Source organism: Coprococcus sp. TM115-187, from assembly GCF_027679115.1.
Classification (GTDB): domain Bacteria; phylum Bacillota; class Clostridia; order Lachnospirales; family Lachnospiraceae; genus Allocoprococcus; species Allocoprococcus comes.
This window is the reverse complement of record NZ_JAQEKS010000029.1, coordinates 1-14,035: the sequence shown is the minus strand read 5'-3', so window position 1 is coordinate 14,035 and position 14,035 is coordinate 1. Positions and strand designations below refer to the sequence as shown.

Genomic DNA, 14,035 nt, shown 5'->3' with positions numbered 1-14,035 from the left:
GCGTTTTCAAAATGGATTGAGAACGCCCTTGTTGTATTATCAGAGTATCATAGGTCTTTAATATATGAGACTTTTTGATATTTCATTTATGAGTAGTAAAAACGGGAGGATTTGTATGAATATGAAAAATTATACGAGAGAAGATATCCTGAATCTTGTCGAGGAAGAAGACGTGGGATTTATCAGGCTGCAGTTCACCGATATTTTCGGAACAATGAAGAATGTAGCGATTACAGTAAGCCAGCTTAAGAGAGCACTGGATAACAAATGTATGTTTGATGGATCTTCGATAGAAGGATTTGCCAGAATCGAAGAATCGGATATGTATCTGCACCCGGATCTGAATACATTTGAAATTTTCCCGTGGCGACCGCAGCAGGGAAAGGTTGCAAGATTTATCTGCGATATTTACAGACCGGATGGAACAGCTTACGAAAGCGATCCGAGACATGTTCTTAAGAAGGTACTTTCCGAGACAAAAGAGATGGGATATGACTTTAACGTAGGACCGGAATGCGAATTTTTCCTGTTTGAGACGGATGATGCGGGAAATTCGACGACGATTTCCAATGAACGTGCAGGATATTTTGATCTGGGACCTTTGGATCAGGGAGAGAATGCAAGACGTGATATTGTTCTTACAATGGAAGATATGGGGTACGGTGTGGAGGCATCTCATCACGAGATGGCACCGGCACAGCATGAGATCGATCTGGAATATACAGAGGCGCTGGATGCAGCAGACAATATCATGACATTTAAGCTTGTTACCAAAACAATCGCAAAAAGACACGGGCTTCATGCTACATTTATGCCAAAGCCAAAGGATGGTATCCATGGCTCAGGAATGCATCTGAATATGTCTCTGTCAAGAGATGGAAAGAATGTTTTTGCAGATGAAAAAGATCCGAATGGTCTGAGCCAGGAGGCTTACTATTTTATCGGCGGACTTATGAAACATATCAAAGCGATCAGCTTTATCACAAATCCGATCGTGAATTCCTATAAGAGACTGGTTCCCGGATATGAGGCACCGGTATATATTGCCTGGTCAGCGAATAACCGGACTCCTCTGATCCGTATTCCAAGGGTATCAGGGGAAAGCACAAGAGTCGAACTCAGAAGTCCGGATGGGGCAGCAAATCCATATCTGGCACTTGCCGTATGTCTGGCTGCCGGAATGGAAGGAATTAAAAACAAGATCCTGCCGCCGGAGAGTGTAGATGAGAATATTTACGAAATGACAGATGTGGTGAAAAATGCACTTGGAATTGAGGAGCTTCCGGCAAGCTTAAGAGAAGCAATCACAGAATTCCAGAAAGATCAGTTTATGCAGGAAGTACTGGGAGAAGAACTGTCACAGAAGCTGATTGAGTCAAAGCGTGCAGAATACAGAGAATACCGCACTCAGGTTACAGAATGGGAAATTAATGAGTACTTACAGAAATTCTAAAGAAACTTTCCAATTCTAAAGGCAGGAGGCTGGTATTATGAGCAGTATTATTGTTGTATTTCCAAAAAAGGAGATTGCAACCAATATTCGCAATATACTGGTACGAAATGGATTTGACGTGATTGGTGTGGGGGTAACCGGAGCACAGGCGGTTCAATTGGCAGATAATCTGGATGATGGAATTGTAGTTTGTGGTTATAAAATGAAAGATATGTTATATAATGAATTGAGAGATTATCTGCCGGGTACGATTGAGATGCTTTTGATCGCATCGCCGGAGAAATGCAGTGACAGGACGCCGGGAGTGATCAGCCTGTCGATGCCATTTAAGGTATTTGATCTGATGAACACGATCGAGATGATGGCACAATCGATTGGCAGGCGGAGAAAGAAAAGAAGAGCAGAGCTTAAGAATCGGAATCCGGAGCAGCAGGCACTTGTAAAAGAGGCAAAGAGTCTTCTGATGGAACGTAATAATATGACGGAGGAAGAAGCGCATCGCTATCTGCAGAAATGTAGTATGGAGAGCGGTGTCAATATGGTGGAGACAGCTCAGATGGTACTTAGTATTATGGCGGAATAAAGGAGATTAAAGAGGCAGGATATATGATCTTTACAAAAATGCATGGTCTTGGAAATGATTATGTGTGTATAAACTGCTTCAGAGAAAGGGTGGAAGATCCACCTGGATTTGCAAGAGCGCTTTGTGACAGGCATTACGGGATCGGAGCGGATGGTCTGATTCTGATATGTCCGTCAAAGGTGTCTGATTTTAAAATGGAGATATACAATTCGGATGGATCTGTTGCCGGGATGTGCGGCAATGGCATCCGATGCCTGGGAAAATATGTATATGATTACAGACTTACCGGAAAGGAAACTCTCAGTATCGAGACGAAATCCGGAATTCGTAACATGCACCTTCATATTCAGGATGGGAAAGCCTGCGGTGCTATGGTAGATATGGGTGTTCCAAGACTGAACGCGCATAGCATTCCAATCCTGAGTGAAAAGGATCTGGTGATCAATGATCCGATTGAGGTACAGAAGAAGAACTACCGCATGACCGGGATTTCGATGGGAAATCCGCATGCGGTAATCTTTTCAGAAGAGATAAACGGGATTTCTCTGGAAGAGACAGGAAGGGAGTTAGAATTTCATCCGAGATTTCCGGAGAGAGCAAATATCGAGTTTTGTCATGTGACTGCGAGGGACCGGATGGAGATCCGTGTGTGGGAGCGGGGTGTTGGTGAAACGCTTGCCTGCGGAACCGGAGCATGTGCAGCAGTTGTGGCTTCTGTGCTGAATGACTTGACAGATGAGGAAGTAATCGTTAAATTATTAGGTGGAGAGTTATCTGTCAGATGGGATCGTAAGGTGAATCATGTATTTTTGGAGGGGCCTGCGGTTAAAGTATTTGATGGTGTACTATAAAGATCAAATCACAAAGGAGACGACATATGTACAGTGTAAATGAAAACTACTTAAAGTTACCGGGAAGCTATCTGTTTTCCAATATTGCCAAAAAAGTTGCAGCGTTCTCAGCAGCGAATCCGGATGCACCGATCATCCGTTTGGGAATCGGTGATGTAACACAGCCGCTTGCACCTGCGATCATCGAAGCGCTTCACAGTGCAGTTGATGAGATGGCACACGCAGAGACATTCCACGGATATGCACCGGATCTTGGATATGAATTCTTAAGAAGCGCGATCGCAAAGAATGATTTCCAGGCAAGAGGATGTGATATTGCTGCAGATGAGATCTTTATCTCAGACGGAGCAAAGAGTGATTCTGGAAATATCCAGGAGATCTTTGGACCTGACTGCAGAATCGCAGTAGGAGACCCGGTATATCCTGTATATGTGGATACAAACGTAATGGCAGGACGTACCGGAACTTACGATCCAAAGACAGAAACATGGAGCAATGTAATCTACATGCCTTGTACAGCAGAAAATGGATTTGTACCGGAACTGCCAAAAGAAGTACCGGATATGATCTATTTATGCTTCCCGAACAATCCGACCGGAGCGGCTATCACAAAAGATGAACTCCAGAAATGGGTAGATTATGCAAATAAAAACGGGGCAGTGATCATTTATGATGCTGCATATGAAGCATATATCACAGAGGAAGATGTACCACACAGTATTTTTGAATGTGAAGGAGCAAGAACCTGTGCAATCGAACTTAGAAGTTTTTCTAAGAATGCCGGATTTACAGGAGTACGTCTTGGCGCAACAATCATTCCGAAAGATCTTAAGTGCGGAGATGTGATGCTTCATTCACTGTGGGCAAGACGTCACGGAACAAAATATAATGGAGCACCTTATATCGTACAGAAAGCCGGAGCTGCTGTTTATACAGAGGCTGGAAAAGCACAGATAAAAGAGCAGATCGCATACTATCAGAAGAATGCAAGAACGATTTATGAAGGTCTGAAGAATGCCGGATACACGGTATCCGGAGCAGTGAACTCACCATATGTATGGTTAAAGACGCCGGATAACATGACTTCATGGGAATTCTTTGATTTCCTTCTTGAAAAAGCAAATGTAGTCGGAACTCCGGGATCAGGATTTGGACCGAGCGGGGAAGGATACTTCCGCCTGACAGCATTTGGAAGTTACGAGAATACGCTGGAAGCGATCAAGAGAATTGAGAATATTTAATTGAAAATCTGGCTGCAGGGACGGGCGTCGGATCACGGTGTGGATTTGGCGGTGGACTCTGGCGTGAACAGCCTGTAACATGAAAAGAAAGAGAAAAGTGTGATACCAGACTCATTCGACGGAAAATCTGATGATTTTCCATCTCAGGAGTCTTCGGAGTTTCGTACTTGGGGTACGAAATCCGATCACACTTTTCTCTTTTTTTCATTAACAGGCTGTAACACGCCGCCATATACCGCCAAATCCACACCGTGATCCGACGCCCTGGGCGCTGCAGACAATTTAAAATGATACCTGGCTTTAAGCTTTATTCAACCGTTATGTGTGTCTATACCAAAACAAAATCACTCATAACATATAAGCCAGAATAAAAGTAAACACAATAAGAATTAATTTCAATTCTAAACAAACAATCCTTCCATCCACAGCGAGGCGCATCTATGATGCGCCAATGCGGAAGCTTTGAATAACGTAAGGGTGAAGTGGGGACGAGGTGACGGTTTCACGCCATTCGTAAGAGCCGTGCAGTCTGTTCATTTAATCGGGACGGAAATTGTGACCAGATTTCGTACTACAAGTACGGAATCTGAGGACTGCCTGAGCCGGAAAATCATCAGATTTTCCAGCGAATCAGTCCGATGTCGCAACTTCCGTCCCGATTAAATTTTACAGAATGCAGGCGATGAAGACCGGCGTGAAACCGTCACCTCGTCCCCACTTCGCCCGTAACCTTATTCCAAACTTCCCCTAACCGGTATGAGACTCCGCTCCAATACCCCTTTCAGGTGAGCAATAGCGGTTCCGTAGTTCGTGATCGGTACGCCCTGATCTTCGGCGCATTTGAGACGATACTGCATTTCGCGTTCGTTCAGGGTGCAGCCACCACAGTGAATAATGAGTTTATAAGGTGAGAGATCAACCGGGAATTCGGTCCCGCTTGTGAATTCAAAGTGCAGGTCTTTATTTCCGGTATGCTGGCGGATCCAGCGAGGAAGCTTCACTGTTCCGATGTCATCACATTGCCTGTGGTGGGTGCAGCCTTCACAGACGAGGATTTTGTCACCATCTTCCAACTTGTCCAGCATCTGTGCGCCTTCGACCTGAAGCTTCAGATTCCCTTTGTATCTGGAAAGCAGGATGGAAAAAGAGGTCAGTGGAATATCTTCCGGTGTATCGGCAGATACTTTGGCAAACGCCTGGCTGTCGGTGATGACAAGGCGTGGCTTTTTGCCAAGAGACGAAAGTGTTTCCTTCAATTCTGTGTCACGGGTTACAATAGAGATTGCACCAGCCTCCAGTACATCGCGGATGGTCTGCTGCTGCGGGAGGATCAGACGTCCTTTTGGGGCGGCAGAGTCGATCGGGACGACCAGAACGACAAAATCATTTGGATTTAAAAGATCGCGGACGAGATATTTATCCTGATCTTCTTCCGGAGCCTGGCTTGCAATCAGTTCTTTTAATTCATGAACATGGTATCCGGTTACTGTGCTGACTTCGATACTGTTGGAAGCATCTATATGAAAAGAAGCATCCGGCATAGAATCCAGGTTCGGACAGACTGCGCTATTTTCAGCAGAAGAGCAGAGGTCAGATTTATTTTTTACCACAACGTAAGGGATCTTCTTATCCTGTATTTTCTTTAAGATGGATAAATCTTCTGGTGTCATGCCAAGAGAGGCATCGATTACCAGAACAGCGATATCTGTTTTGTTTAAAATCTGGTAGGCTTTTTTGACACGCAGTTCACCGAGTTCTCCGATGTCGTCAAGCCCCGGGGTGTCAATGATCACGACAGGTCCGAGGGGAAGAAGTTCCATTGCCTTTGGAACCGGATCGGTAGTTGTTCCGAGAACATCAGATACAATGGCAAGATTCTGTCCGGTGATAGCGTTGATGATGCTGGATTTTCCGGCATTTCTGCGACCGAAGATACCGATATGTACACGATCTGCAGAAGGGGTGCTGTTAAGACTCATAGTTTTTGTAATCTCCTTTTTTGTATTCTTTTTGCGCAGGAATTCCTTTGCAGTCAGTTTGAATCTGAAAATAGTGTAACACATATACTATAGAAAATCAATTTTGTGAAAATTTACTTAAAAGAAACATATAAAACTGGCAATTTTGGATAAAAGTTTCATTGACTAAAGTGTGAAAGTACGGTAAAATAATCACAAGTTCATAAAGAACAGAACAGACAAGGATGTCGCATCAGATGCGGCATCCTTTTTGTATTTCAGAAAAGAAAGTAATCAGAAGTGCAAAGTAATTTCTCAAACAATCCCGGGAACGAGAGAGTGTCTGCGGACGGAAATGCAAGGGCGCATTACAAAAGAATTTGTGATGCGCCCTTACGTTTTCACTACACAGTTAAGGAGGATTATTATTATGAAAAAAAGATTAATAGCAGTTTTAATGTGTGCAGCAATGGTAACAGTACTTGGAGCAGGATGTGGAAGTAAAAAAGAAGATACAAAGGAAACCTCTGATACAAAGAAAGAATATACAGAAGACGAGCTGAAGGACAGCATGAAAGGTGTCAAACTGAAAGTCGGAACAACCGGACTTTTCGGACCATTTACATACTATGATGAGGACGGAAAGACGCTGATCGGATATGATGTTGATCTGTTAAATGATCTGCAGGAGCTTCTGGGATTCGAAATCGATGGTGGCCTCCAGGCAATGGATTATTCGGCACTTACTACTTCACTTGCTGAAAATAAACTGGACATCGGAGCAGCAGCACTTTGTGCAACAGATGAAAGAAAAGAAGTTATGGACTTCAGTGATATCTATTGTGATTCCGGTCAGGTCGTTATGGTAAATAAAAATGACGATAAAGGAATTAAGAGTGTTGATGATCTGAAGGATAAAAAAATAGCCGTTGAAAAGGGAACCGCATCTCATACTTATGCAAGCAAGAACCTTACAAGTGCAACGCTTGAAGTACATGACACGATCACAACTGCATATGAATCTTTGGAGCAGGGAAAAGTAGATGCTGTTATTCAGGATGGACCTGGAGCATATTTCTATATTAAGACAACACCGGACAGCAACCTGGAGGTAGTCGGGGATGAGTTTAATCAGGGCCAGGCACCGTATTGCGTAGCAATTTCTAAAGAATGCAAATATTATGATGAAATCAATGCAGCTGTAAAGGTACTGATTGATAATGGCACAACAGATGAACTCTATGCGAAATGGTGTGAATAATCAAAGAACAGACAGCAACTAAAAAGAAGATAGGATGAGATAGTATATGGATATGACTTTTTTGAATGTTTTACTTCCAATGATGTTTGAGGGATTAAAACTTACGATTTTAATTGCTGTTGTCGGTATCACAATTGGCTTCCTGATCGGAAGCCTCTGTGGATATCTGCTTCAGTCGAAATATAAAATAGGGAAAGCAATTGCAGAAGTTTACATCTGGATCATTCGTGCGACACCGCTTATGGTGCAGGCTTTATACGGATATTTTGTAATTCCGAAGCTTTTGGGTGTCGATATTGGAAGCACTGCAGTGGGAATTGGCGTTATCGCACTGAATTCCGGTGCATTTATTTCAGAAATTGTAAAAGGTGCGTTGATGAGCATTGATCCGGGACAGAAAGAAGCAGGTGCATCACTTGGACTTACAAGTGCACAGACGATGATCCATCTGGTTATCCCACCGGCATTTAAAGCGGCACTTCCGGCATTATTTAACCAGTTTATCATTTCTGTTAAGGATACCGCACTTTTATCTGCGATTGCGGTTAATGAGATCACGCATCAGGCACAGGCGTATGCAGCGTTGAGTTTTAAAGCAATTCCTACATACACAGCACTGGCAGCGTTTTATCTGGTGATACTTTCGGTACTGATAATTGTCCAGAAACAGATAGAAAGGAAAATGAGGTGATTGGTATGATTAAAGTAAATCATTTGTCGAAGAAATTTGGGAACCTGGAGGTATTAAAGGATATCAATCTTGATATCAATGAAGGTGAAGTGGTTTGTATCATCGGACCTTCCGGATCGGGAAAGAGTACTTTCTTAAGATGCATCAATCAGCTTGAAAGACCGACAGGCGGAACTGTACAGTATGAGGGGAAGAATCTTCTCGATAAGAATTGTGACATCCGCAAATTCCGTGAGGAAGTCGGAATGGTTTTCCAGAAATTCAATCTGTTTCCGCTTAAGACTGTTGTTCAGAATGTTATGATGGCACCAATCCTTACCAAACACATGAATAAGGAAGAAGCGCATGCAAAAGCACTGGAACTTCTGGATAAGGTAGGATTAAAGGATAAAGCGGATGTATATCCGAGTACACTTTCAGGTGGACAGCAGCAGAGAGTTGCCATTGCAAGAGCACTGGCAATGGAACCGAAAGCGTTGTTGTTTGATGAGCCGACATCGGCGCTGGACCCGGAACTGGTAGGAGATGTACTTGATGTTATGAAATCTCTTGCGAAAGAAGGAATGACGATGATCGTTGTAACACATGAAATGGGCTTTGCACGTGATGTGGCAGACCGGGTCATCTTTATGGCAGACGGATATGTTGTTGAAGAAGGCAGACCGGATGCAATTTTTACAGCACCAAGAGAGAGAAGGACGCAGTCATTCTTATCCCGTGTTCTTCCGGCAACTGCATAAATAAGACGTTTTGTAAAAATTATTGATATACTACTCATAAAGGGGCAGGTGAGAGCCTGCCCCAGTGTAAAAAAGATCAAGAAAATGAGTAAAATACTTCCATTGACTTTCCTATATCCGATTGTTAAAATAAGAAGAAAGCTAAAGAAGGGACCTTCGCCATACGGCGGAGGTGTTTTTGGCTTATAGAAAAATATAATTTCTATATTATGATGTAAGTGTCAAAAGTATCAATTGCGTTTGTGCTCGCACAAATAAGCAATTGATACTTATTGACACTCACATCATATTATTAAAAAGCTGGAGATGGTGTGTACGGAGGCACCACTGTAAAAGGAGTGTAGAAAAGATGGAAAAGAAGAGGAGTAATTTTACCGGCTCGATCGGATTCGTGCTGGCGGCTGCGGGAAGTGCAGTCGGGCTGGGGAACATCTGGAGATTCCCGTATCTGGCAGCAAAAGGTGGAGGCGGAGTGTTTATTCTGTGCTATGTGGTACTGGCACTTACCTTTGGGTTTACGTTGCTGACAACAGAGATCGCGATCGGACGTAAGACAGGACAGAGTCCGCTTACTGCATATGAACAGATGCATAAAGGATGGGGAGGAATCGGTGTGCTTGCATGTGCAGTACCGGTTATCATTCTTCCGTATTATTGCTCGATTGGTGGATGGGTACTCAAATATTTGTCGGCATTTCTCACAGGTCATGGGGCGCAGGCAGCAGAAGACGGATATTTTACAGGCTATATTACACAGGTCGCACAGCCGATCATATGGATGCTGATCTATATGCTTATTACGGCAATGGTTGTTTATAAAGGAGTAAATAAAGGAATTGAAAAATACAGTAAGATTCTGATGCCGATCCTGTTTGTACTGATTGCGGGAATTTCTGTATTTTCCCTTACCCTGAAACATACAAATGCAGATGGAGTGACAAGAACCGGTATGCAGGGACTGGCGATTTACCTGATCCCGAATTTTAGAGGGATGACGGTTAAAAGTTTCCTTTCGGTTGTGATGGATGCATTGGGACAGCTTTTCTTCTCGATCAGCGTGGCGATGGGAATTATGGTTACTTACGGATCCTATGCGAAGAAAGAGACCAATCTGATGAAGTCGATCAACCAGATTGAGTTTTTTGATACGCTTGTAGCGCTTCTGGCAGGACTTATGATCATTCCGGCTGTTTATACTTTTATGGGAACCGAAGGAATGTCTGCAGGACCGGGACTGATGTTTGTATCTCTGCCAAAAGTATTTAAAGCAATGGGGGCAGCAGGAGTGTTGGTAGGAATTGTATTCTTTCTGATGGTATCTTTTGCAGCGGTTACTTCTTCTGTATCTGTTATGGAGGCAATCGTATCAAGCATGATGGATAAATTCCATGTATCCAGAAAAAAAGGAACGATCCTGACTACTTTATATGGAATGATCGTTGGTGTGATCGTATGTCTTGGATACAACAAGCTTTATTTCGAACTGAAACTTCCGAACGGCACGGTAGCGCAGATTCTGGACGTGATGGATTATCTCAGCAATAACTGTCTGATGCCGATGGTGGCACTGCTTACCTGTATTCTGATCGGATGGATTGTAAAACCAAAAGTGATCATCGATGAAGTGACACTTGGCGGATACAGGTTTGGCAGAGAAAAGCTTTATGTTGCAATGATCAAGGTAATTGCACCGTTGATGCTTCTGATTCTTTTAGTGCAGTCCGTAGGATTATAAAAAGAAAATTTCAGAAAAGGCTTGACATTTAGTGGGAAATAAATTATTGTAAGTTACAGATTTTGGTGTGTAACTGTACGGCAGGCATTAACCATACATAGATATTATTTTGATATTTGTGTGGGGTTAGTGCCTTTTTTGCGTCAAAAATTCGGATAAAAGGCTTCCACGAAAGAAAATAATATCATAGGCATAAGCCAGGTAATTAAAATTTCTTGAGGAAAAGGAGTACATGCAATGAAAGACAAAATTTTTGGCGTATTGCAGCGAGTTGGAAGATCCTTCATGCTTCCGATAGCAATTCTTCCGGTAGCGGGTCTGCTGCTGGGATTCGGTAGTTCGTTTACCAATGCTACCACAATCCAGACTTATGGTCTGGAGAAAATTTTAGGAGACGGAACCATCCTGAATTCGTTACTCATTATCATGAACAAAGTAGGAAGTGCTGTATTTGACAACCTGCCACTGATTTTCGCGGTTGGAGTTGCAATCGGTATGGCAAAGAAAGAAAAAGAAGTAGCGGCACTTTCTGCATTGATCGCATTCTTTGTTATGAATGTTGCAATCAATGCAATGCTTGTGATCACAGGAGAGATTACCGCAGATGGAACGATCGCTTCGAATGTACTGGAAGGAACCATCACTTCTGTTTGCGGAATCCAGTCCTTACAGATGGGTGTGTTTGGTGGTATTATTGTAGGACTTGGTGTTGCTGCTCTGCATAACCGTTTTCACAAAATCGTTCTTCCAAATGCGTTATCATTCTTCGGAGGGTCCAGATTTGTTCCGATCATTTCTACACTGGTGTACATGTTTGTTGGGATTGGAATGTATTTTGCCTGGCCGGTTGTACAGAATGGAATTTATGCACTTGGCGGACTGGTAACCGGAAGCGGATATCTGGGAACCCTGATTTTTGGTATTATTAAGAGAGCTTTGATTCCGTTCGGACTTCATCACGTATTTTACATGCCATTCTGGCAGACAGCAGTCGGTGGAACAATGGAAGTTGCGGGACAGATGGTACAGGGAGGACAGAACATCTTCTTTGCACAGCTTGCTGATTCTGCAAATATCGCACATTTCAGCGCAGATGCGACCAGATATTTCTCAGGTGAATTTATCTTTATGATCTTCGGACTTCCGGGAGCGGCACTTGCGATGTACCGCTGTGCAAAACCGGAAAAGAAAAAACAGGCAGGAGGACTTCTCCTTTCTGCAACACTTGCCTGCATGATGACGGGTATTACAGAGCCACTGGAATTCTCATTTCTTTTTGTTGCACCGGCACTTTTTGCTGTACAGGTAGTGCTTGCAGGTTCTGCTTACATGATCGCACATATCCTGAATATAGCAGTAGGACTTACCTTCTCTGGTGGTTTTCTGGATCTGTTCCTTTTCGGTATCCTGCAGGGAAATGCAAAGACAAGCTGGCTTCGGATCATTCCGGTTGGAATTATTTATTTCTTCCTGTATTACTTTATCTTCAGTTTCCTGATCAAAAAGTTTAACTTCAAGACACCGGGACGTGAAGATGATGATACAGAGACAAAATTATATACAAAGGCAGATGTAAATGCCAGAAAAGAAGCAGGAAAAGAAACAGCAGCGAATACAGGGACCGCAGATCCGGTAAGTGAGGCAATCACACAGGGACTTGGCGGAAAGAAAAATATCAGTGATGTGGATTGTTGTGCAACAAGACTTCGTATCACAGTTCATGACGCAGCCCGCGTAAATGATGAGATCATCAAGACAACAGGTTCCAGAGGAATCGTGAAAAAGGGACAGGGTGTCCAGATCATTTATGGTCCGCAGGTAACTGTGATTAAGTCTAAACTGGAAGATTATCTGGAAACAGCTCCGGATGAATATTATGAGAGCGCTGCTGTGTCAGAAGAGAATTCAGCTGAAGAAAATACAGATACTGTAAATGAAAATAATGAAACCCAGGAAAAAGTGGTAAATACAATTGTTGTATCCAGTCCGATCACCGGTATGGCAGGCGATATTACAACCTGTCCGGATGAAGGATTTGCAGGAAAAATGATGGGTGACGGAGCTGTTGTTACACCGGAAGATGCTGTGATCTGCGCACCGGAAGATGGAGAAGTGCTTTTCGTATTTGAAACAAAGCATGCACTTGGGTTCCAGACAGAAAGCGGACTTGGCATGCTGCTTCACATCGGTATTGATACCGTATCTCTGAACGGTGAAGGATTTGAAGTATTTGTAGAAAATGGTCAGAAAGTGAAGAAGGGGGATCCGCTTATGAAGATCGATATTCCATTCCTGACTTCGCATGCACCGTCTCTTTGTTCACCGGTACTTTGTACAGAACTGGAAGAGAATCAGAGAGTACGTCTCCTTGCGACGGGAGAAGTTAAAGCCGGCGATCCACTATTTGCCGTAGATACAGTAGAATAGAACAGCGAAAGCTGTTTTAATAATGGCGGTGCTTTGGCAAGCAAAACGCTGTCAAAAAAGTAAACTAAAAATGAAAGAAAAAGACGAGGAGAATTTATCATGAAAGAATTTAAGTATGTAGTAACAGATGCACAGGGAATCCACGCAAGACCGGCAGGAATTCTGGTAAAAGCAATTGCGAAAAAAACTTCAGATATTAAGATCAAAAAAGCAGGAGATACACGTGAAGTCAATGCAAAGAGCATTATGGCAGTTATGAGTCTTGGCGTAAAAAAAGGAAATGAGGTTATCATCACAGCTGAAGGCGAAGACGAAGAAGACGCAATCGCCGAAATCCAGAAAGTATTAGAGGAGAATCTGTAGGATTATGATTACACTAAGTGGTAAAAGTGTTTTTGGTGGCGTAGCCATCGGGAAGATTGCTTTTTATAAAAGACAGGAAAAGCAGGTAAGACGGTATCATGTAGAGGATACCGAAGCAGAGGTGGCACGTTTTGAGGATGCCCAGGAGACTGCGATCGCACAGCTCGGTGAGTTGTATGACAAGGCAATGGAAGATGTAGGAGAAGCCAATGCGGCAATTTTTGAAGTACATCAGATGATGCTGATGGATCTGGATTATGTGGATTCGATTAAGAATATTATTACCACCCAGGAAGTCAACGCAGAGTATGCTGTTGCGACGACAGGAGATAACTTCTCCCAGATGTTTGCATCTATGGATGATGCTTACATGCAGGGACGTGCGGCCGATGTAAAAGATGTATCGGACCGACTTCTCGGTATCCTTTCGGATTCCGGGGAAAGCGGTGTTGTGGCAGACGAACCGGTGATCGTGGCAGCAGATGACCTGGTACCGAGTGAGACCGTTCAGCTCGACAAGTCCAAAGTGCTTGCCTTTGCAACCATGTACGGATCAGCAAATTCCCATACGGCAATCCTTGCAAGGACTATGAACATCCCAGCCGTTATTGGTCTGGGAGAAGGGCTTGCAAAAGAATATGATGGACATATGGCAGCCATCGACGGCTTTACCGGGACCATCTACATTGATCCGGATGAAGAGACCATGAAGGCTATGACCGAAAAGCGCGA

General features: G+C 43.4%; 12 protein-coding genes. 11 read left to right on the top strand and 1 reads right to left on the bottom strand.

The features are described 5' to 3' along the window. Positions 1-121 precede the first annotated feature (121 nt). The 4 genes from glnA to PGW42_RS13935 are packed head-to-tail and all read left to right on the top strand — an operon-like array spanning position 122 to position 4,128. Positions 122-1,453, top strand: coding sequence for a type I glutamate--ammonia ligase (glnA, locus tag PGW42_RS13950; RefSeq protein ID WP_270203824.1), 1,332 nt, complete (start codon positions 122-124; stop codon positions 1,451-1,453). A gap of 37 nt (positions 1,454-1,490) precedes the next feature. Further along, the gene (locus tag PGW42_RS13945) at positions 1,491-2,036 is read left to right on the top strand and encodes an ANTAR domain-containing response regulator (RefSeq protein WP_118199599.1); all 546 of its coding nucleotides are present in this window, start codon (positions 1,491-1,493) and stop codon (positions 2,034-2,036) included. Positions 2,037-2,059: 23 nt separating this feature from the next. After that, positions 2,060-2,887, top strand: coding sequence for a diaminopimelate epimerase (gene dapF / locus PGW42_RS13940; protein ID WP_117559128.1), 828 nt, complete (start codon positions 2,060-2,062; stop codon positions 2,885-2,887). Positions 2,888-2,913: 26 nt separating this feature from the next. Then, complete coding sequence (locus tag PGW42_RS13935; RefSeq protein WP_008368500.1) at positions 2,914-4,128, top strand: LL-diaminopimelate aminotransferase; 1,215 nt, start codon at positions 2,914-2,916, stop codon at positions 4,126-4,128. A gap of 731 nt (positions 4,129-4,859) precedes the next feature. Here PGW42_RS13935 and hydF read toward each other — a convergent pair. Then, positions 4,860-6,107, bottom strand: coding sequence for a [FeFe] hydrogenase H-cluster maturation GTPase HydF (hydF, locus tag PGW42_RS13930; protein WP_117836251.1), 1,248 nt, complete (start codon positions 6,105-6,107; stop codon positions 4,860-4,862). A 409-nt stretch (positions 6,108-6,516) separates the two neighbouring features. Between hydF and PGW42_RS13925 the strand changes: the two genes are divergently transcribed. The 7 genes from PGW42_RS13925 to PGW42_RS13895 form a co-directional block, all read left to right on the top strand. Further along, positions 6,517-7,347 carry a transporter substrate-binding domain-containing protein gene (locus tag PGW42_RS13925; protein WP_055249341.1) on the top strand — a complete coding sequence of 277 codons (831 nt, stop codon included), beginning with the start codon at positions 6,517-6,519 and terminating at the stop codon, positions 7,345-7,347. 46 nt (positions 7,348-7,393) lie between these two features. After that, positions 7,394-8,038, top strand: coding sequence for an amino acid ABC transporter permease (locus PGW42_RS13920; protein WP_008368496.1), 645 nt, complete (start codon positions 7,394-7,396; stop codon positions 8,036-8,038). Next, the gene (locus PGW42_RS13915; protein WP_373143560.1) at positions 8,035-8,778 is read left to right on the top strand and encodes an amino acid ABC transporter ATP-binding protein; all 744 of its coding nucleotides are present in this window, start codon (positions 8,035-8,037) and stop codon (positions 8,776-8,778) included. Before PGW42_RS13920 ends, PGW42_RS13915 begins: the two co-directional genes overlap by 4 nt. Before the next feature lie 349 nt (positions 8,779-9,127). Next, positions 9,128-10,513, top strand: coding sequence for a sodium-dependent transporter (locus PGW42_RS13910; RefSeq protein ID WP_270203814.1), 1,386 nt, complete (start codon positions 9,128-9,130; stop codon positions 10,511-10,513). A 237-nt stretch (positions 10,514-10,750) separates the two neighbouring features. Beyond that, positions 10,751-12,940 (top strand): PTS transporter subunit IIABC, encoded by a 2,190-nt coding sequence (locus PGW42_RS13905; protein ID WP_270203813.1) that lies wholly within the window; start codon positions 10,751-10,753, stop codon positions 12,938-12,940. A gap of 99 nt (positions 12,941-13,039) precedes the next feature. After that, positions 13,040-13,303 (top strand): HPr family phosphocarrier protein, encoded by a 264-nt coding sequence (locus tag PGW42_RS13900; RefSeq protein ID WP_008368491.1) that lies wholly within the window; start codon positions 13,040-13,042, stop codon positions 13,301-13,303. A 4-nt stretch (positions 13,304-13,307) separates the two neighbouring features. Continuing rightward, a partial coding sequence (locus PGW42_RS13895) for a phosphoenolpyruvate-utilizing N-terminal domain-containing protein (protein WP_270235158.1) occupies positions 13,308-14,035 on the top strand: 728 nt, incomplete at its 3' end.